This window comes from Aestuariibaculum suncheonense, from assembly GCF_014596935.1.
GTDB lineage: Bacteria > Bacteroidota > Bacteroidia > Flavobacteriales > Flavobacteriaceae > Aestuariibaculum > Aestuariibaculum suncheonense.
In genome coordinates, this window is the sequence record NZ_JACVXC010000002.1 from 447,586 (window position 1) to 469,195 (window position 21,610).

16 protein-coding genes are annotated in these 21,610 nt (G+C 34.2%); 4 read left to right on the top strand and 12 right to left on the bottom strand.

The annotated features are described in order from the left end of the window. Positions 1–13: 13 nt before the first annotated feature. From ICJ84_RS07530 to ICJ84_RS07540, 3 genes are all read right to left on the bottom strand, one after another. The gene (locus ICJ84_RS07530) at positions 14–1,024 is read right to left on the bottom strand and encodes a DUF481 domain-containing protein (RefSeq protein ID WP_241748721.1); all 1,011 of its coding nucleotides are present in this window, start codon (positions 1,022–1,024) and stop codon (positions 14–16) included. Positions 1,025–1,118: 94 nt separating this feature from the next. Then, a complete protein-coding gene (locus ICJ84_RS07535; protein WP_188215758.1) occupies positions 1,119–1,826 on the bottom strand; it encodes an outer membrane beta-barrel protein in 708 nt (235 codons plus the stop codon). Next, a complete protein-coding gene (locus ICJ84_RS07540) occupies positions 1,826–2,845 on the bottom strand; it encodes a hypothetical protein (RefSeq protein ID WP_206688687.1) in 1,020 nt (339 codons plus the stop codon). The genes ICJ84_RS07535 and ICJ84_RS07540 overlap by 1 nt, the downstream gene beginning before the upstream one ends. Positions 2,846–3,243: 398 nt before the next feature. Between ICJ84_RS07540 and ICJ84_RS07545 the strand changes: the two genes are divergently transcribed. Beyond that, positions 3,244–4,932 carry a histidinol-phosphatase HisJ family protein gene (locus ICJ84_RS07545; RefSeq protein WP_188215759.1) on the top strand — a complete coding sequence of 563 codons (1,689 nt, stop codon included), beginning with the start codon at positions 3,244–3,246 and terminating at the stop codon, positions 4,930–4,932. A gap of 271 nt (positions 4,933–5,203) precedes the next feature. Here the strand turns inward: ICJ84_RS07545 and ICJ84_RS07550 are convergent, their stop codons facing one another. After that, positions 5,204–5,869 (bottom strand): response regulator, encoded by a 666-nt coding sequence (locus ICJ84_RS07550; protein ID WP_188215760.1) that lies wholly within the window; start codon positions 5,867–5,869, stop codon positions 5,204–5,206. A 1-nt stretch (position 5,870) separates the two neighbouring features. Beyond that, positions 5,871–7,544: a tetratricopeptide repeat-containing sensor histidine kinase gene (locus ICJ84_RS07555; RefSeq protein WP_188215761.1), complete on the bottom strand. Its 1,674-nt coding sequence runs from the start codon at positions 7,542–7,544 to the stop codon at positions 5,871–5,873. Positions 7,545–7,754: 210 nt separating this feature from the next. On the opposite strand from ICJ84_RS07555, the gene ICJ84_RS07560 reads away from it, so the two are divergent. Next, entirely contained in the window at positions 7,755–8,873 is a 1,119-nt protein-coding gene (locus ICJ84_RS07560; protein WP_188215762.1) for a hypothetical protein, read from the top strand. Between the two features lie 77 nt (positions 8,874–8,950). Here ICJ84_RS07560 and ICJ84_RS07565 read toward each other — a convergent pair whose 3' ends face one another. The 4 genes from ICJ84_RS07565 to ICJ84_RS07580 are packed head-to-tail and all read right to left on the bottom strand — an operon-like array spanning position 8,951 to position 14,432. Continuing rightward, positions 8,951–10,408 (bottom strand): lipopolysaccharide biosynthesis protein, encoded by a 1,458-nt coding sequence (locus ICJ84_RS07565; RefSeq protein ID WP_188215763.1) that lies wholly within the window; start codon positions 10,406–10,408, stop codon positions 8,951–8,953. Further along, positions 10,409–11,686 carry a glycosyltransferase family protein gene (locus ICJ84_RS07570; RefSeq protein WP_188215764.1) on the bottom strand — a complete coding sequence of 426 codons (1,278 nt, stop codon included), beginning with the start codon at positions 11,684–11,686 and terminating at the stop codon, positions 10,409–10,411. After that, the gene (locus ICJ84_RS07575) at positions 11,679–14,117 is read right to left on the bottom strand and encodes a YfhO family protein (RefSeq protein ID WP_188215765.1); all 2,439 of its coding nucleotides are present in this window, start codon (positions 14,115–14,117) and stop codon (positions 11,679–11,681) included. Before ICJ84_RS07575 ends, ICJ84_RS07570 begins: the two co-directional genes overlap by 8 nt. A 30-nt stretch (positions 14,118–14,147) precedes the next feature. Next, complete coding sequence (locus tag ICJ84_RS07580; protein ID WP_188215766.1) at positions 14,148–14,432, bottom strand: DUF4834 family protein; 285 nt, start codon at positions 14,430–14,432, stop codon at positions 14,148–14,150. Between the two features lie 155 nt (positions 14,433–14,587). Between ICJ84_RS07580 and ICJ84_RS07585 the strand changes: the two genes are divergently transcribed. Together ICJ84_RS07585 and ICJ84_RS07590 are read left to right on the top strand one after the other, a co-directional pair. After that, positions 14,588–15,592 (top strand): transporter, encoded by a 1,005-nt coding sequence (locus ICJ84_RS07585; protein ID WP_188215767.1) that lies wholly within the window; start codon positions 14,588–14,590, stop codon positions 15,590–15,592. Between the two features lie 23 nt (positions 15,593–15,615). Next, a complete protein-coding gene (locus tag ICJ84_RS07590; protein ID WP_188215768.1) occupies positions 15,616–16,734 on the top strand; it encodes a GNAT family N-acetyltransferase in 1,119 nt (372 codons plus the stop codon). A gap of 57 nt (positions 16,735–16,791) precedes the next feature. On the opposite strand, the gene ICJ84_RS07595 is transcribed toward ICJ84_RS07590, so the two are convergent. The 3 genes from ICJ84_RS07595 to ICJ84_RS07605 all read right to left on the bottom strand — a co-directional run bounded on the left by ICJ84_RS07595 (position 16,792) and on the right by ICJ84_RS07605 (position 21,569). Next, positions 16,792–18,051, bottom strand: coding sequence for an aminotransferase class I/II-fold pyridoxal phosphate-dependent enzyme (locus tag ICJ84_RS07595; protein ID WP_188215769.1), 1,260 nt, complete (start codon positions 18,049–18,051; stop codon positions 16,792–16,794). Between the two features lie 257 nt (positions 18,052–18,308). Then, positions 18,309–19,349, bottom strand: coding sequence for a PLP-dependent cysteine synthase family protein (locus ICJ84_RS07600; RefSeq protein ID WP_188215770.1), 1,041 nt, complete (start codon positions 19,347–19,349; stop codon positions 18,309–18,311). Positions 19,350–19,427: 78 nt separating this feature from the next. Continuing rightward, positions 19,428–21,569 carry a S9 family peptidase gene (locus ICJ84_RS07605; RefSeq protein ID WP_188215771.1) on the bottom strand — a complete coding sequence of 714 codons (2,142 nt, stop codon included), beginning with the start codon at positions 21,567–21,569 and terminating at the stop codon, positions 19,428–19,430. Positions 21,570–21,610 lie beyond the last annotated feature (41 nt).

The window sequence follows — 21,610 nt, forward strand, 5'->3', positions numbered from 1 at the left end:
ATTCGTGTTTTAATTACAGTTCCCAACCAAAAGTCGCCTGAAAAACATAATCATCTTTAGAGGCATCTTGCACTGGCTGATTATCGAAGTTATAGGTTACCCCTAATTTTATAAAGAAATCCAACGGCAAATCGTATTTTAAATCCAATTTATAATCTAACCTAAAACGATTTTTTTCCGTGATACTTGGATAAGCTATAATATTGGTTAGTAAATCGAAATCTTTAATATCAAATAAATTAAGCTCTAACGATCCAAAAGCCTCCAAACTGTTTCGGTTTGTTGCCAAATCATCCGAGAAACGCTCATTATTCAATGCTAAACCAGCAATGGCTCCAAAATACAAATAATTAGTATGTATGAAATAATTACCAAAACCAAGTCTATTAGTTAACCTGAAATCTATTTTTTGCTCATCATTAGCTAAATATTCCGAATTAAATATGGCCAACATGTCATTCTTTAAAAAATAGGTAAATCTAATATTCGCATCAGTTCTATGAATTTCATTACTACCATCCTGTTTACTCCTTACCGAGTTATAACTTCCCATAAGTTGCCAATAATTAGCAGTGTATCCAATTTTACTTCGAACATTCAATTGCCTTAAATTATTACTTTTCGTTAAGTTAAACCCAACTGATAACGAAGCATCCAATCTAGAAACAAAGCTAGATTTTACAGATTTTATAAAGACAATATCCTGAATATTTACAACACGACCATTTTCTGAATTGGCCAATTTTACTTTACCTTTTGCTCCTACCGATTTTAGAGTTGTGTTATAGCGATCTCCATTTTTTAAAGTGATGAGAAACATTTGATTTCCATAAACTTCAACAACTTCTAACCATGTTATCTTAAAATCAGAGTCACTATAATCGGTTTCAATACCCAAAACACCGTTTTGCATAGTTTTAATCTCACCAACAATACGGTTATTATTTTTAAGAACCAGCGTATCATTTTGTGCCCAAAGATTATATCCACAATACATTAACGCAGTAAAAAATAAAATTTTCAACTTGATAGAATTAAGCGTGTTTACCGTTTTTTTTAAATTAAACCGACACAGACTATTAGCTCCCATAAGCTCGTTTTTATTAAATTATAATATTTTAATCTTGTTTATCCTTTCCTTTTCTTCCTAACGGAATATTAGCGTATACCGCCCATTGTTGATGCACTTGTCTTCCAGAAACATCAATCACATCACTAAAACCACCATAATAGCGTAGCCCTACCGAAGTCGTTTTTAACGGCGCTATATAGTACCCAATACCTACAATCCATCCAAAATCCCAAAGGTTAACCATATCTTTAATGTTCCTTTTCAACTCTAAGTTACCTTCAGGTGTATCGGCTTCAAAAACATCATTAGCCTTGATACGCATGGAAACATGCGGACCTGCTTCGGCATAAACCCCAATTGGTGTTAAATATTGAATAGCTATTGGTATGCTTAAATACTTAATTTCTCTGGATACTTTACCATTGGCATACAAGGCATCTAAATGTTCATCACCTAGAGAATATACCGGAATATCTCCTGCTCCGCGAGTATATTTTGCCAGCATTTCCGTTTGTGCTCTAAACTTATCACTTATCTTATAATTAAAATTTAAGCCAAGGTTAAAAGCATTTAAACTTCCGGATTCGGGAAGGTTAGATAAATCATTCCAGGAATAATTCAGGTGAACTCCAAAAATTAATTTTTCAGAATTTAAGTCATCTCCAAAAATTAAACCCAACAAAATTTGGGCTGGTGCTTTGTTACTCAACAAAAGCATAAACACGATTAAAAACTGTGGTACATATTTTTTCATCATTTCTTTTTAAATAAGCTTTCAAATCGATAATTCACCATAATCAGGAAAGAAGTGCGTTTTCCAAAAGTTCCTAACTCTGTTCTAAGTTGCCAGTGTTTATTGTGCTGATACTGGGCTCCGAAAATTAAATTCCATGGCTTTGCCAGTTCTTTATCTAGCGTATAGGTGATGTTAGCATCACCTACATCTACCCCGCTTAAATGATCGTCTATTCTATTAATTATTTGATTCGCTATAATTTGCTGTGTAAGAGGTAATCCGTCGGCCCATTCTTCTAAGCGATTTATAAAACCTTCCTGAAGACCTTCGGCACCATTAGGAAACAGATCTTTAATTTTTATACTTCCGCTGGTATCGCCTTTAATATTTTGACGAAATGCCCCAAACCAAACAGCTAAACCTCTATCTGCTCGTTGCGGATTTACAAAATTATGCCCCAGACGAATATCTAAATTATGAGCTGGAACCGGCTCAACCAAAGCATCAATATCTCCGTAATTAAAATTATTATCAACCACAAAAAACAGTGGACCAAAACCACCTGCTACCGTAAAACCAAACCCCATACTGGTGACATTAAAATGCTGTGTGGTAGAGAAATCGACCGGTCTGACTAAAGGAACAGCAGTACTACTTGAACCAACGCCAAATATGCCATAAACATTTAAAAACGGTAAGACCCACATATCTGGTCGGAATGTAACTGCTTCGGTTCTAGCTTCAATAGTTCCAAACTTTATAAACCCACTTAAATCAACAGGATCTGAATCATTAAAACCGATTAAAGTCCGTTTAATATTTACATCCTGAACCTGCGTGTAATACGCCGTACTCAATCCATAAGTAAAAGGGATATCGAATCCTTTTTTATAGGCTTGTTTGGCTAAAATAGGAAAGGTATAAGGGTATTCTCTCCTTTGCAAACTATCATGATATGCCTTATGATAAGGGTTTAACTCCTTAGATGTATACTGCCCGTAACTAGAATTAGCAAGCAATAAAACGAATAAAATCAAGGTAACGCCATTAAAAAAAGAAAAAACAATTTTTAAAATAAAGAGTAACTGATGTTGCATATGCCAGACTGATTTTCTACTTAAATCTAAGAAAAAAAACACAAAATAGTTCATAAAAAACAACTTAACTTAAGATTAATCAATAAATTATATTTCATCTTTTCAACAAACTTTATCTTCATTTTACAAATTTTATCATTCAAAAATCCAACTATAAAGATCATATCAATTTCAACCGAGTTTATATAATTCTTAATAAGTCTTTTGTTTTACACTATTTTCCAAAGTCAAAAAGAATACTTACTGAAAAAAATTGAAAAGCATTCTATTATAGTTCATAATTATTTACCAATAACTAAATTTGCCTCTTTAAATGCATTTTAAACACATTTTGGTTTATGAGAAAACTTAACGAGTTTATTTGGGAAACACATGGTATTCATGCGGGTACAGAACAAGACCATGTAAAGCATGGTATTGATAAATTAGAAGATATTATTGACAAAGCTATTGAAGCTGGGCACCCGAGTATCACCTTTATTATTCACTCCCCTCGATTAACAAGTTTTCGTTATACTGCCGAACGAGAAACCAATGTGAAATTCATTCGTGGTAATCGTTCGTACCTAAACTACCCAAAACGTATTGCTAACCTTCGTGAAAAATACGAAGGCCAAATCAATATTAAATACGGTGTAGAATTAGAATGGATGGGCCCTGAATTGGGTTTACAATGGAGCCGTTCTAAAATTTTCCAGGCTGAAGATGCCGATTACGTTATTGGTTCAGTACACTTTGCGCCAGAGGGCTTACCATATGATGGTTCGAAAGAAGAAGCTATGGAATTATTAAAACTTCGTGGAAGCCTTGAAGCTTACTGGGATGGGTATTTCAATGAAATGATTCAAATGATTGAATGTTTTGGTGATATGATTCAGATTATCGGTCACATCGATTTACCAAAACTGAATATGGATATGCCTGAAGCTTTAATGAACTTTGAAACCAGTGCGCATCCGTTAGCCAATAAATTCAGAACCCTTTTAGAGCTTATTGCCGACCGTAACTTAGCACTTGACGTAAATATGGCGGGTAAATTTAAGGGTGTTGGCGTATACCCTGTTCAAAATATTTTAAGACGTGCCAAAGAATTACAAATTCCGGTTTGTGTGGGTACCGATACACACCATGTGCGTTACTACGGACTTAACTTTAAAGAAAGTTTAGAATACATTCAGGAAGCCGGTTACGAAAGTTATGTGAGTTATTCGAAGTTAATCCCTGAAAATCGTACCATTTACGACGACCACGAACTGAAAGTTAAATACACGGTTTTAAATAAAGGCATTGAGTTATTAAATCAACGTTTAGATACCGAGCAACGTCGAATTATTCCTGATTTTTCATTTGGTGGTTCTTTTTCTGAATTTGTTGACCTGTACAAAGGCTCGACAAGTATGGGTGAATACAACGCGATTAGAATCCGTAAAACCGGAAAATCTATTACGGTAACTAACGAAGTTCCGGAAAAACCGACTCAAAAAGTTAACGGATTATTCTCTAAACATTTAGATAAACCGGGGGTTATTTCTTCCTTATTCAACACATTAGCTTCTGAAGGCATTAACGTTGAAACCGCGCGTTTAAAATCGAATAACGACGGTACTGCCGAAGCCTTTTTATCAATAAACGGTGATAACGAAGATATTAAAAGCGCCATCGACTTCATTAACGGAACCGATGCTGGTACGTTTACCAATTTGACCTATAAAGAAGATGCCGAATTACCAAATTACCACAGAGAGGGTGTGTATTTATTAGAAATGGATGGTGTGAACTTAAATTTAGCGCTAAGCCAGAAAGTTATTCTTACCAAACATTTAAATGCTCCCGGTGTTCTGCTTATTTTATTATCGGCATTAGCATCTAAGAATATTAATATTATAGATTTACGATTAGGAAAACTTAACAATGTTGGGTATTCTGCCTTAGCTGTAGATGGCGACAGCAACACCATTACGAATTTATTAAACAAATTAGGAGACCAGTATTACGAAGCCAATCTTATTGAATTTCATAGTATGTAACCGTATTCTAACGGATATAAAAAACACCTTAGCAAATTATGTTAAGGTGTTTTTTATATGAAGTAATCTAAAGCTAAATTATAGTAAAAAATCAAAATTCCAGAATTCGATGTAATACTTCAGTGTCGATTATCGAGTAAAACAAAAAGCACGCTTAAAAAAAGACGTGCCCAATGCCTCCCTATGGTAAAAGGATTAATAGCACCACAAACATATTTCTTTCTTCTAGTTTCATTTTATGGAAAACCGTAAGACAGCATCTTTTTTTTTTTTAAATTAGTCCTAAATCTTTTAGTATAGCAACCAGATGAATAGTATTATTGGCCTTGAAAACATCTTTTAATTTATTAATGCGCTTTTCAATAGAACTCAAACTACTTGGCACCATGTTTTTGGTTTTAAACAACATACTAATTTCAGCTTGAGAAAACCCCAACGATAATTGTTTAATAAGTTCAATATCATAATCGTCAATCTCCAATTCATTATTATGATTTAAGGCATGTTCTACTTGAGGAGAAAGAAAAATTTCCTGATTGGCAACCTGTTTGATTGCCTGAGATAATTCTGAAGCGCCTTTCCTGCTCTTACACACATAGCCATTAACACCATGTGTATGAATAAGAGTTCTTACTTTTTGCAAACGATCTTCCATAGAATAGACAATAATTTGCAACTCGGGGAATTCATCTTTTAAAATAGCAGACAAATCTTCACCTGAATTTAAAGTACTGTTTTGATGATCTTTCTTAAAAGATAAATCGGTAATTAATAAATCGAACGGATCGGCATCTAAAGCGGCACGTTTCACCTTTAAATGAGCTTCGTCGCAATATTGTGCCTGAACCACATTGGTGATATTATTTTGATTAAGTACCGAAAGCACACCTTCACTTACCACATCGTGGTCATCGACTATTAAAACCTTTTTAAACATTTTATACCGTAATTTTTGATTTGAATCCTCTACCTGCTTCAGATTCAAAAATAATAGTTCCATTAATAGAATGAATACGGTTTTCCATATTCTGCATTCCGGTCCCTTTTAAAAGGTTGCATCCGAGGCCATTATCGGTGTAAGCTATTTGAATTTTATTATTTTCATATTTAAAACTCAATACCACGTTTGAAGCCTGACTGTGCTTTTTCATATTCACCATCAATTCCTGAAGCACACGATATAGCGTCATTTTTTTAATATCATCAACCTGTTCCCATTCAACTTGACTAATGCCTTTGGTGATAATATTTACCGAACTATTGCTATAGCCCTGTAATAAATCTTTTAAAATATTTAAGAAATTTTCTTTTAAATCAATCGCACTATTTTCTTTTGAAATATCTCTTGTTTTGGAATAAATCGCCTCCAAATTATCCAGAATATCATCATTCACCTGCGGTGTGCTCTGAAGTTTAGACATGATTTGATAGACATCATTTGCTACCTCGTCATGTACTTTCTTAGATATACGGGCTTCGGTTAAATACACTTGTTTCACCTTGTCTTTGCGATGCTTTATTCTTAAAACCATCAATAAAAACCCGGAAATAAAGACCACAAGCAAACCAAGCGCTAAATAGAAGAGTTTTAAGTTTTTCTCCTTCTCTTTTTCAAGTTCGCTAATTTTAAGTTTCTGTTCTTTTTCCTGTAATTCCTTTTCCTTTTCAGTAACATTATACTTTATAGCGGCAAACTTGTTTTCTCGAGCAAAATGCTCGTTTGCTATTGCTTCCTTTAAGTCCACATAAGCTTTAAAATCTGGATTGTTTGCTAAATCTAATTTCAACTTTAATACTTCCAGTTGATAACTTGGTGTTCCAATTTTGTTCCCTATAACCTCTAATGAGTCTATAAAACGCTTCGCTTTAACCTTATCATTTCGATCTAAATATAACAACGACAAATGCCAGTAACTTGAAAATAGTCCTGTTAACATCTGTCTTTTCGTTCTTAAGTTCAATGCCGTATTCATCAACACTTCTCCTGAATCGTCTCCTATTTTCGTTTTGTAATAGCCCAGATTATCAATAAAAACCACCTTAATATCAACATCTTCTATATTTATAGCCTCTTCGTACAATGGTTCTAAAACCTCAACCGCCTTTTTATAATCTTCTTGATCTGCAAAATTATTGGCGATATTGGTTTTAATGGCAATAATATTTTCAGGATTTTGATTAAGTGCTAGTGCCTTTTTAAAATACTTGTTGGAATTTTCATAATCTTTAAGATTTCTATAAATCATTCCTAACTGATTAAACAAGCGTTCTCTTAAGCCCTGAGTTTGAGAATTAGATTCTGATCCATCTAATAATTTTAAAGCCTGAATAATAAACTGTTCACTTTCGTCGAAAAAGCCCATTCTGTATTGTGCAAAAGCAATTAACTCTAAATTATAGGCAGCTTTTACCGGTTTATTATTTTCTAAAGCGTTATTTACTTTTTTCTGAAAAAAATCAAAGGCTTTTGCTGATAGATTTACATCTTTAAATTCAGTGATTGCGTTATAGTAAATTTGAGTACTATCCTGTGTTTGCTGTGCCTCAATTTTAAATCCAATAACACCAAATATCCAGGTTAAAAGCAGAAGTAAAAACTCTTTTTTATTCATATTTCAAAAATAATGAGTATTCCCTGACTTCCCTAGCTTTTGTTTTCTAAATTCAATATAAATTTGATAATCTTCAGCTTAGCGAAAATATTTTATTTTTCACTTTAAATATTTAAAATCAAGAAAGTTAACACCAACACACGCCCTTGTCTTTTGATTTTGGCACGTTGTTTGTAATTCATTAAGCGTAACAATAAAAAACATGCCATTATGAAAAAGTTTATATTCTTATTAGCCGGTTTAGCTCTTACAGGCTTTACTACTAATGCAGCCACAACCACCAATACAGAGCAAGTAGCAACTACAATTTACAACAGAGGTTATGGTAATTCTTTCATATTTGTTGAAAATGGTATTGAATTTTCTGTGTTCAGAGATGGACAGTTCGATTTTAATATCTTAGGCAACAATTCGCAATTAAATGTTTCGGTTGGTTCGCCAAATTTCAACATTAGTTTTAATTCTGGTTACGATTACAACGCTTATGTACAATATGATGAATTTGGTGCCATCATTCAAATTGAAAACACCCCTATATATTATGATTACTACGGACGCGTTTCTCGAGTAGGACATGTAAATATTAACTATAACAACTATGGTTTTGTTACCCGAGTTGGCGGACTGAATGTACACTATAACAGATACAACGTGTTTTCACACTGTACCGGATATATTAATGTTTACAACAGACATTATGTTTACAGACCTTGGCACCGTTATTACAGTGTTCCGGCTCGCGATTACTGTGTAGTTTATAACAGACCTTACAGACAATATTACAAACCAATTCGTCACAGATACGAAAGACCATATTACAATAATTACAGACCAAGAACATCGGTTGCATCAAGACATGGGGATAATATTAAAAGAAACAGAAACTACGCTACAGTTAACAGAAACCCGAGAAACAACAACTCAAAACGTTACGTAGCCGATAACAGTCATAGAAATTATAATAACAAAACTGTAGATAGAAATTCAAGCAGAACCTATCGTCCTGAAGTAAATCGCAATAATTTTAGAAATAATAACGTTACAAAAAGAAACCCTGCAGTTAGAAATAATGATTCAAGAAAATATGAACAAAATCGAGTAACTCAAAAACCAAATAACAATAATACTCGTATATATAACAAAAGTAATACAAACACTAGAAAACCCTCACAAGTAGCTAGTAGAACAGAAAGTAAACCGAGAGCATCACAACAACGAAATGCTAATGTTTACAGAAGTTCAAACAAGAAATCAATGGCTTCAAATACAAGAGGTAATAATAGTAAAGACAATAACAGATCGTCAAACTCAAACAACAGACGATTTTAAAAATTTTGGTTGGTTAGTTTAGAAATCCCTTCGATATGTTCGCCCTAAAGCAACTTCGAGGGGGTTTCTTTTTTTATTTAATTCAATTTGATAAATCTATCGAGAAGCGAAGAAATATTATCAGATAATTTAAACTTGTGTATCACATAAACATAACTCAATCCTATTAAAGTGGATTTTAGCCCAATATTCACAATGGGGTGAAACGGAAAATCCCAGAAATAAAACAATAATACTCCAGAAACTATAACGGCCCCGGTTTTTACCGTATTCATTGTAAAGGGTAAGATTTTAAATTTCCTGTAAACAAAAATCAGTTTAATAGTATTGTATAAAAACATAGCAAAAAATGTAGCCAATGCTGCTCCGTTAATACCCCATAACGAAATAAAAACAATGTTCAGTAATACCATTAATACCACCAGAACGACACCGAGTAACAATACCATTCTGTAATAATCGCTATTGAATAAAATGGCATTATTGCTTCCTAAAAGTGCATCGTACAATTTTGCCAAGCTAATAATGAGAACCACAAACAAACCTTGACTGTATTCTTCTTCAACAATAAGATATAATTGATTTATATTCAAAACGATCAACAGAAAAATTAATCCGCTTACCACAAATAACGTTAGAGAACTTCGCTTTGATAAATCATCGAGTGATTTAATATCCTTTTCGTTAATATATTTTGCCGAAAGTGGTAATAATATTTGATGCATAGACCGCTGTGGAACTGCAATAACCATTGCTATGTAAATAGCCACATTATAATAAGCAATGCCTCCTATTGGCATAAAATAACCTATCATAACTTTATCTACATCTAATAAAACAGAGGCTACAGATCCCGCGATAATAATTAAAAACGAATACTTTAAAATGCTACTGAGGTTATTCACTTTTTTAAAAGTCAATACTGGCCATTTAATGCTAAACGCATAAAGCTTCATGATTAACATACGAATGATGTAAACCAGTACCAAACCTTTCATAAATTGTTCTACGTCTATTACTTCAAAATGCAATAAAAATAAAAGAATCATGGCGCCTACTCTATGAAAAACCTCTTTCATGAAGTTTCCAAACACAGTTTGCATTTGTACTTTGGCCCAGGCAAAAAATACTTCAAAATACGCTAAAGCTATTGCTATAATGAAGGTATGCCAAAGGTAATTTTCAATAATTGCATTCTCCTTAGTTAAAAAATCAGCAATTATATTATAACTAAATACAACTAAAATGGTTAGAGGAATAGTAACCAAAATGGGCAAAAACAACATCAAGGTTAAAAAACTGTTGAGTGACACTCTGGTTTTAAACGATGAATAAAACTTTACGATGGTATTTGGTACGCCAAAGGACATGACAGGCATGATTACCGTAGCGAGGGACAACATAAATCCCACCATACCATAATACTCGTCGCTCATATATTTGGTAAACAAAAACAGCGTATTAATGGCTCCAATAAAAAAACCTAGATAGGTAGATGTAATATTTTTAACCGATTGTGAAGCTACAATACCCATTTAAATCAGTTTAGATAAAGATTCGGTTAACGCCCTGCGACTGTATTTTTGAATACCAATGGCATGCACCTGCAATTCGTTATTTTTAAAAGCTTTATAACACTCTAAAATAACCGATTTTAAAGAACTGTAACTATTATAATAAAAGTAATGTCCGGTATTGGTTTCTTTAATAATAGTTTCGACATCAGAATTTTTAGGACCCAACGCAATAATAGGACGATTCGAAACCATATACTCAAATAGCTTACCTGGAATAATACACTTGGTTTCTTCCGAATCAATTTCAATTAACAATAATAATTGCGATTGCTTCTGATGTTTTACCGCTTTACTGTGCGATACATAACCTATGTTCTTAATACAATTATCTAAACCATATTTATTCATGGTTCGAAGCACATCTACACTAACTGCGCCTATTAAATTCAGTTGAAAATCCTTTGCAAAACCATCGCTCTCAAGTCGTAAATCTCTTAAAACACGCCATAAAACCTCCGGATTACGTTTAGATAATAACGACCCAATATGCGCTAAAGTAAACTTAGAATCCATTGTAAAGTCTTTCAACGGCTCGTAATCGTAACCATTAGTGATTACATGAATGGGGTTTGAAGTAATTGCTTCAAATTCTGTTTTAGTTGTAAAACTCGTAACAATAATGTCATCCGCAAAATTTAAAACCTCATGCTCTAAAGCTTTATGCTTATTTGCAGAAGACCGCGTTAATTTTAATTGCTTATGATATCCAATGGTTGTCCAAGGATCTCTAAAATCAGCCAACCACTTTACTCCTAATTTAGCTTTTAGCTGCAAACCGATTAAGTGCATACTATGTGGCGGCCCTGTAGTGATTACGGTTTCAATATTTTCTTTTGAAATATATTCTGAAAGAAACTTAACCGATGGCTTTACCCACCCTTTTCTGGCATCAGGAATAAAGAAGTTCCCACGAACAAACAACATCAGTTTTTCTATAAAACTTTGCTTTTTTTGTTCAGGAATAATGCCTTTACTAATAGTTTTTGATGCCTTTTTTGAAAAGATACCTGCTAATTTATAAGGTTCTTTAATGGGGTGTTTGATGATGGTTGCACTTTTAGAAACGTCCTCTAATAAACTTTCATCCAAAAGCGGATAATTTGGATTTTCAGGAATATAAACTATCGGATCAACGTTAAATTCCGGTAAGTATTTTACAAACTTTAACCAACGTTGAACTCCGGGGCCTCCCGCAGGTGGCCAGTAATAAGTTATTATGAGCGTTTTTTTAGGCACTAATTTCCTGTTTCTTTTTGAACTCGTAAAATAATCCACCTACTAATAGTAAAGCAAAAATTAGTGAACCTGCCAAGGTTATTGTGCTTCCTGTTTTCACCACATCCGGATCAAATTTAAATTCAATCGTGTGCTTTCCTTTCGGAATTTCCATACCGCGTAATGTGTAATCTACGCGAATATGAGACGCTTCTTCACCATCTATAAATGTTTTCCACCCGTTTCCGTAATAAATTTCAGAAAATACCGCGAAACCATTATGATTGTTATCTGACTGATATTTTAAATAATTAGGCTGCTGCTCAACTAAAGTAATCGATGCTGTTGAATCTACCGTGTAATTTGGAATTTCCTTTTTAAAGGTTTTCCCAAAATCGACGGTGTTTAAAACCGCTTGCTTTTTATTGTCTAATTTATCTAACGCCAGAATTTCGTCATTCGGATTATCGACAGTTTTAAAACTTTCAATAAACCAAGCATTACCATTGGCTTCATCATTTACATAAGGAAACATTTGCCCTTCCTTATCCTGCGCTATAATGTATTTTGTGTTCAACAAGTTCAATACGTTCATATTGTTTTTAGCAACATAAAACTCAAATACATCATTATATCTGCGTAACTCAGCTGCATTATAACCCGTTAAAGAATTGTGAAAATACGAGGGTTTTGAAGGCCCTGACACTAAATCATAAACCCTGAAATGACCATCATCCTTTAAAATTTCTTTATCGATAGCATTGGCGGTAAATGGTTTATCGACTTCTCTGGCCGATACAAAATCGTCGTTATTTACGTAACGTCTATCAACACCTACTAAATCAAATAAAATCAATCCTGCAAAAATGAAAATTACAGCTTGCTGCTTTAACTTTCCTTTTAAAAACATGTAAACCGATCCGGCTGACAGCAACACTAAAATCAAAGTTCTTAGAGTGTCATTGGTAAATAACGTCTTTCTATCTGTTTTTAAAGCCTCGACAAAATCCGGTCCATAATTCTGACGGTAAAAACCATCGTTAACCCCAACAAAATCAAATAACGAAGATTTTAACACTAAGAATAAAACAGCTAATCCTGCTGTGATACCTGCTGTATATTTTAAGGCGTTTAGTTTTTCTTCTTTTGTGTTTTCGTCTTTAAATAATTTCACTAAACCAAATACGGCCAACACAGGAACACATAATTCTAATATGACTTGAATCGATGTTACCGCTCTGAACTTATTGTATAATGGTACATAATCGATAAATAAATCGGTAAGCAACCCAAAATTCTTTCCGTAGGATAATAGTAAGGAAAATATGGTCCCTCCAATAAGCCACCATTTTAAACGGCCTTTTACTAAAAATAAAGCCAGTACGAATAAAAACAAAACGACAGCTCCAATATAGGCTGGTGCTTCAACTATAGGTTGTTCGCCCCAATACATTGGTGCTCTTTTAGCTTCTTGTGCTGCTTGTGTCGTAGTGGCACCTAACTTTCTAAATGCATCATACGTTGCCGAATCTTTACCTACATCCTCTCCATTTCCTCCTCCCATAAATCGAGGAATGTATAAATTAAATGTTTCAGCAATTCCGTAGCTAAACTGGGTTATATAATCTTTATCTAAACCTGTAGTTGCTACTTTTGGAGAACCATCAGGATTGATTGTTAATTCGCTTTTTCCGCGTTTACTTTCCTTAACGTATTCCTGAGTAGCTAAAATATTGGTAGCATTCAATGCTATTGATAATACAACGGCTCCAACTAAAACAGCAATTGCTTTAAAGTACTCCGGTAAAGCTTTATTTTTATAAGCGTCAACTAAATAGGCTACTCCTAAAATAACAACTAAAAACATCAGGTAATACGTCATTTGAAAATGGTTTGCTACCAATTCCAGTCCCATCGCTACTGTAGTTAGCAAAAACCCTGAAATGTATTTCCGTTGGAAGGTTAAAACAATCCCACTCAACACCAAAGGCATGTACGCTATCGCGTGAGCTTTACTGTTGTGTCCAACCCCGAGAATGATAATTAAATAGGTTGAAAACCCAAAGGCTAAAGCCCCTAAAGCGGCTAACTTAAAATCGACTTTTAACACCAAAAGGAAAATGTAAAAACCTAGAAAATATAAAAATAAATAATCGGCCGGACGAGGTATAAAACGTAAGGCTAAATCTAATTGTTTAATATAATTATGAGGATATTTAGCTCCTAACTGATAGGTTGGCATCCCGCCAAAAGCACTGTCGGTCCAATAGGTTTCTTCTCCTGTTGCTTCTCTAAAATCATTTTGTTGCTTACTCATGCCAATATATTGCATGATATCGCTTTGAAAAATTTTCTTTCCTTTTAAAACCGGGTTAAAATATGCCAACGCAATAACAACAAAACCTGTAATAACTAATAAATGTGGAAGTACTTTTTTAAATGAAAATTGCATGAAAATGGTTTAAATCAATGAATGCGAAAATTAGTCAATTTCTTCGTAATCCACATATTCACCAACCTCTTTATTTGAAGTTTTTGTATTGGGCATTTTATCAATCGTTACTTCTCCTTCTTTTTTTGGTGATTCCTGACGACGTTGTTGCTGAAACTGACCAAATTGCCCGCCAAAACGTTCTTCTGCTTTTTTCGAAACATATTTTATAAGGAACGGCGTTAATAGTCTTGAAACAATTTTTATCCCGTAATACACAAGGATAATTATCAAAATCATTCTTATCAATCCGTTAACTGATGCTTGCTGTATCATAAAAATATTTTTAACAAAAATACAATTCTATGCGCTTAAAAACCGTTCAAAAATGATAAAAAATCTATAAAATCTCTATATTTGGGATGCCTAAAGCGGTATTAATACAGCATTCGTTTTATCGTTTTGATACTGCGAAAATTAAACACAATATTATGAAGCTAATCAAATCTACACTGTTTATTTCACTTAGTTTAATCGCCGCAAAAGGCTTTGCTCAATACACCGACGTGATTAATTCCAACCGACCTGGAGCCTCAAGAAGCGCCTTTTCTGTCGGTACAAATGTCGTGCAATTTGAAGCAGGCCCTTATTTTATAAATGAAAAAAGAACGCCTGCTCCAAGTTATGAAGTTAAGGGATATGGTGTCGATTTTGCTGCTCGCTATGGCTTATTATGGGAACAATTGGAATTGAATGTAGAAGGCACCTTTCAAAGTGATACTAAAACCTATACATCTACCATAAATTCAGAAGATAAACGTGCAAACTTTAAATATTTAACATTAGGGGCGAAATATTTGGTTTACGATCCTTATAAAAATTCTGAAGACGACAAGCCAAACCTATACAGCTGGAAAGCCAACCACAAATTTAAATGGAAATCTTTAATTCCTGCGGTTTCGGTATATGCTGGAGTAAATTATGACACCGACAAAAACCCGTATACCGATGTCGGCATCGAAGGTTTTAGCCCTAAGGTAATGATTGCTACCCAGAATAATTTTGCTGGTGGCTGGGTATTTATTATGAACTTTATTAAAGATCGCATTGGTACCGACCAGTCCGACTTTCAATATATTTTAACCTTAACGCACTCGTTTAGTCCAAAATGGGTTATTTTTGCTGAGACACAAGGTATACAAAGCGATTTTTATGCAGACAACCTGTTTCGATTTGGTGGTGCTTATTTACTAAGTAAAAACTTTCAGTTAGACACCGCCTTAACGTTAAACACAAAAGATACGCCTTCGGTTTTTGGTGCTAACTTTGGAATGTCGTACCGACTAGATTTTCATCAGGATCCTTACAAGGAAATCGACAACGGAACATCGGCTAAAGATGAAGGCAAACGCCGATCGCGCAAAAGCAAAAATAAGAATAGCAGTACCGACTTGATTAATTCAAAACAAAAACGTGAAGCTGTAGATTTTAACTAATAATACAGCTTCCCAACCACTTTATGATTACATTAAAAGAAGTTAAAACAAAAAAAGATTTAAAAGACTTTGTTAAGTTTCCTTTCAAACTCTACAAAGATTCTAAATATTGGGTTCCACCGATTATCAGTGAAGAAGTAAAAACCTTCGATGTAAATGAAAACCCTGTTTTTCATGATGCCGAAGCAACTTTATTCCTTGCTTATAAGAACAATGAGATTGTTGGTCGTGTTTCAGCAATGATTAACTGGCTTGAAGTTAATGGTCAAAACGTAAAAAAAATGCGCTTTGGCTGGTTCGATTTTATTGATGATTTAGAAGTATCTAAAACCTTACTTAAAAAAGTTGAAGAGATCGGGCGTTCGCATGGTTTAGCCTATGCCGAAGGTCCGGTTGGTTTTTCTAACCTCGATAAAGTTGGGGTTATGTGCGAAGGCTTTGAAACCAGAGCCACTATGGTTACCTGGTACAATCATCCGTATTATATAAAACACTACGAGGCATTAGGGTATAGTATTGAAAAATCGTATTCTGAAAGTAGTTTCTCCTTTAGTAACGTAGACCCTAAGGTATTCTTAAAACTTAACGATATTGTTACGCGACGCTACCAGCTAAAGGCATTGAATTTCACCAAAACTTCTGAAGTGATGCCATATGTGGATAAAATGTTTGATTTATTCAATGAAACATATGCCAAACTATCATCCTTTGTTGCTGTTACCGATATTCAAAAAGAATATTTTAAAAAGAAATTTATCGGATTTGTTAATCCTGAATACATCAAATTTATAGTAGACAAAGATGGGAATTTAGTTGCTTTTGCCGTTGTTTTACCCTCTTTTGCTGAAGCTTTACAAAAGGCTAAAGGCAAATTATTTCCGTTTGGATTTGCTCATATATTGCGTGCAAAAAAGAATAGCAAAAGTGCCATTTTCTACTTAATTGGTGTACATCCTGATTATCAAAACAAAGGTGTTCACGCACTTATTTTTAATGAATTCTACGATACTTTTAAAGAAAAAGGTGTTGAAACCTGCGTAAGAACACCGGAATTAGACGACAATATAGCCATCAAACAAATATGGAAACATTTCGACTCGACGGTTTACGCCAAACGAAGAACCTACAGAAAAAATTTATAACCATAAAAAAAGAGCCTCTAATTTAGAGGCTCTTTTTTTATTATTTACACGGATAAATTACTCACCCATTGCTGCCATTACAGCAGCAGATAAACGCTTGTACGTTCCGTTTTCTAATCGTTCTCTAATACCATCAAAGGCATCCAACGTAATTCTAACATCTTCTAATGTATGAGTTGCGGTAGGAATTAATCTTAATAAAATTAATCCTTTAGGAATTACAGGATACACAACGATAGAACAGAAAATACCATAATTTTCACGTAAATCCTTAACTAAAGCCATCGCTTCAGGAATGCTTCCTTTTAAATAAACTGGCGTTACACAACTTTGTGTTGTTCCAATATCGAAGCCTCTTTCCTTCAAACCAGATTGTAATGCATTAACGTTTTCCCAAAGTTTATCTTTTAACTCAGGCATAGTTTTAAGCATTTCCAAACGTTTTCTTGCCCCTACAACTAATTGCATTTGTAAAGACTTCGCGAACATTTGAGAACGTAAGTTATATTTTAAATAATCAATGATCTCTTGATCTGCTGCGATAAATGCACCAGTACCAGCCATAGATTTAGCAAATGTAGCGAAGTACACATCGATGTCATCTTGAACACCTTGCTCCTCACCTGCTCCAGCACCTGTTTTACCTAAAGTACCAAAACCGTGAGCATCATCAACTAAGAATCTGAAATTATATTTCTTTTTAAGTGCAGCAATTTCTTTTAATTTTCCTTGCTCACCACGCATACCAAACACTCCTTCTGAAATCACTAAAATTCCACCACCAGTTTGTTCTGCCATTTTAGTAGCACGCTCTAAGTTTTTCTCTAAACTTTCAACATCATTATGTTTGTAAGTAAATCGCTTCCCCATATGTAAACGAACACCATCAATAATACAGGCGTGAGCGTCAACATCGTAAACAATGATATCGTCTTTAGAAACCAATGCATCAATTGTAGACACCATACCTTGGTAACCAAAGTTTAATAAATAAGCAGCTTCTTTATTTACAAATTCAGCTAACTCCTTTTGAAGTAACTCATGAAGATCTGTGTGACCAGACATCATTCTTGCTCCCATTGGATAAGCCGAACCATAAGCAGCTCCTGCCTCTGCATCTACTTTACGAATTTCAGGGTGATTTGCTAAACCTAAGTAATCGTTTATACTCCAGGTAATAACATCTTTCCCTTGAAACTTCATTCGGTTAGAAATCTGACCTTCTAATTTTGGAAAAACAAAATAGCCTTCAGCTTGAGATGCCCATTTTCCTAACGGACCTTTGTCTTTATAAATTTTTTCAAATAAATCCTTCATTTATTATAAATCTTATTGCTATTAAAATTAAGCCTTAACTATTAACTTGAAGTGGCTTTTACTAGGATACATGGGGCCTGCCCCTTGTTTTAGCCTGTTAAAAGAAAGCTTTATAGTTCTTAGTTAGCTGCTGCAAAATTAAATATTTAAATTCTTTGTACATAATTTTTAGGGTTCAATTATTTACAAAAAAAATAAAGAGATGATTTATTGTTTTTTAAACAATTATCATCCCTCTATATATATTGCTTTAGCACTTATTTTACGTACTGTATATTTTCAGTGGTAAGCTCGTTTTGTGAATAGAAGAAGCCTTGATCCTGCATCCATTTATCACTATATACTTTACTCATATAACGCGATCCATGATCTGGAAAAATAACAACAACTTGGTCACCATCTTTAAATTCTCCGATTTCATCAAGTTGTTTTATGGCTTGCATCGCTGCTCCAGAAGTATACCCAGCAAACAAACCTTCGGTTCTTGCTAATTCTCTTGCAGTATGCGCACTTTCTTCATCGGTTACTTTCACAAAAGAGTCTATAACATCGAAATCTGTTGCTCCCGGAATCAGGTTTTTACCTAAACCTTCAATTCGATACGGATAAATTTCATTCTTATCAAACTCTCTTGTCTCGTGGTATTTTTTAATTACAGAACCAAAAGCATCAACCCCTATAACTTTAATATTAGGGTTTTGCTCTTTTAAGTATCTTGCCGTTCCCGAAATTGTTCCCCCAGTACCGCTACAAGCGACTAAATGCGTGATTTTACCTTCGGTTTGATTCCATATTTCTGGTCCGGTAGAATCGTAATGAGCATCAATATTTAATTCATTAAAGTACTGATTAATATAAATCGAACCAGGCGTTTCTTCATGAATACGCTTGGCTACTTCATAATACGACCTTGGGTCATCGGCGGGAACATGAGCAGGACAAACATATACTTTTGCTCCCATGGTTTTTAGCATGTCTATTTTATCTGGTGAAGATTTAGAACTTACAGCTAAAATACACTCATAGCCTTTAATGATACTTACCATGGCTATACTGAAACCAGTATTTCCTGATGTTGTTTCAATAATGGTATCGCCTGGTTTTAAAATACCTTTCTTTTCTGCTTGCTCAATAATGTAAAGTGCTGTTCTGTCTTTAGAAGAGTGTCCAGGATTAAAAGATTCTACTTTAGCGTAGAAATTTCCTTTAAAATTTGAGACCATTCTATTAAGCTTGATTAGCGGCGTATTTCCCACTAAATCTAATACATTATCGAAAACCTGTTTTTTGTTTTTCATAAATGCTTTTTATAAGCTACGGTAATATTACTGAAAATATTTGCAACCTAAAACCTGACAAAAATAAGTTTTTTTTTTTTACTGACCATAACTTGCTTCTAAATCTAATAAAAACGCGTATTCTAACGCAACTTCCTTTAAACTTTCAAAGCGTCCTGAGGCTCCACCGTGCCCCGAATCCATATCGGTTTGTAACAACAATTTATTAGAATCGGTTTTAAGTTCTCGTAACTTCGCCACCCATTTTGCCGGTTCCCAGTATTGCACCTGAGAATCATGAAGTCCGGTAGTTACTAAAGTATTTGGGTAGGCTTTAGCCTCAACATTATCGTATGGTGAATACGATTTCATATAATGGTAATACTCCTCTTCATTCGGATTCCCCCATTCATCATATTCTCCAGTGGTTAACGGAATAGAATCATCCAGCATGGTTGTAACCACATCAACAAAAGGCACTGCTGCGATAATGCCGAAATACAATTCCGGATTCATATTCATTACCGCCCCCATTAATAAGCCTCCAGCTGAACCACCGTAGGCATATAAATGATTGGCTGATGTGTAGTTTTGTTCAATCAAAAATTTAGAACAATCTATAAAATCGTAAAAGGTATTTAACTTAGTTAACAGTTTACCGTTTTCATACCAGTCGCGTCCTAAATATTCTCCGCCTCGAATATGTGCAATGGCATAAATAAATCCGCGATCTAATAAACTTAAACGTATTGATGAAAATGAAGGATCGATGGTGTGACCGTAAGAACCGTAAGCATATTGCAATAACGGACTTGTACCATCCAATTTTGTACCTTTTTTATACACCAACGAAATCGGCACTTTTACACCATCACGCGCCGTTGCCCAGATACGTTTAGATTCATAATTATCCTTATTAAACTTACCACCTAAAACTTCCTGTTCCTTTTTAATGTCTTTCGTTTTAGTTTTGAAATTATAATCAATCACCGAACTTGGCGAGGTTAATGAATTATAACCATAACGCAACACATCACTATCGAAATCCGGATTGTTACCTATATATGTAGTGTAGGTTTCGCTTTCAAATGGTAAATTATAATCCTCTTTTCCATCCCAACTGATTATTCTCAGATTATTCAGTCCGTTTTCACGTTCGTTAACGACTAAATAATCTTTAAAAATTTCAATATCTTCTAAAAGCACATCTTCACGATGTGGAATCACTTCTTCCCAGTTTTCAATGCTAGTAGTGTCTTCATGGGCTTTTAAAAGTTTAAAATTGGTTGCGCCATCATTATTGGCTATGATGTAAAAATGATCATTATAATGTGCAATACTGTATTCTAAATCACGCTGACGCTCCTGAAACACTCTAAATTCACCATCGGGTGTATCGGCATTTAAAATACGATATTCGGTAGTTAGCGTACTTGACGAACCTATAACAATAAATTTCTTAGACTTGGTTTTGTATACAAACGTATTAAAAGTATCATCGGCTTCGAAAAACACTTCAACATCATCTTTAGCATCTGTACCAAATTTATGTTTCATAATCTTACTAGAACGGAGGGTTACTTCGTCTTTCACACAATAAAACAAGGTCTTGTTATCATTTGCCCAAGTGCTACTGCTTGTAGTATTGGTTATTTTATCAGGATAAATTTCACCCGTTACTAAATTTTTAATCTGAATAGTGTACTGACGTCTTCCAACGGTATCTAATGAAAAACTCGCCATGGTATTATCAGGACTTATAGAAATACTTCCCAAATTGAAAAATGAATGCCCTTCCGCCATAGCGTTACAATCGAACAAAATTTCCTCAGTCGCCTCTAAGGTTTCCTTTTTTCTTGCGTAAACCGGATAGTCTTTTCCCTTTTCGTATCGTGTAATATACCAATAACCGTTTAGTTTATAAGGCACCGTTTCATCATCTTCTTTAATGCGGCCTTTCATTTCTTCGAACAACTCCTTTTGCAATCCTTCGGTATGCTCCATAACTGCTTTGGTGTAAGCGTTCTCTGCATTTAGATACTCTAATACTTCAGGATTTTCCCTTTCGTTTAACCAATAATATTTATCCATTCTTATATCGCCATGCATTGTAAGCTCCTTTGGTTTTACGGTTGCCTTAGGTGGCGTTGCTAAAACTTTGTCTTCTGTCATTATCGCTTCTTTTTTACACGAGTTCGCAAAAATAATGCTAATGATTAACATAATGTTGATGTTTTTCATTTTTCAAGAAATTTAATTCCAATTTTAACTTGAATATCTAA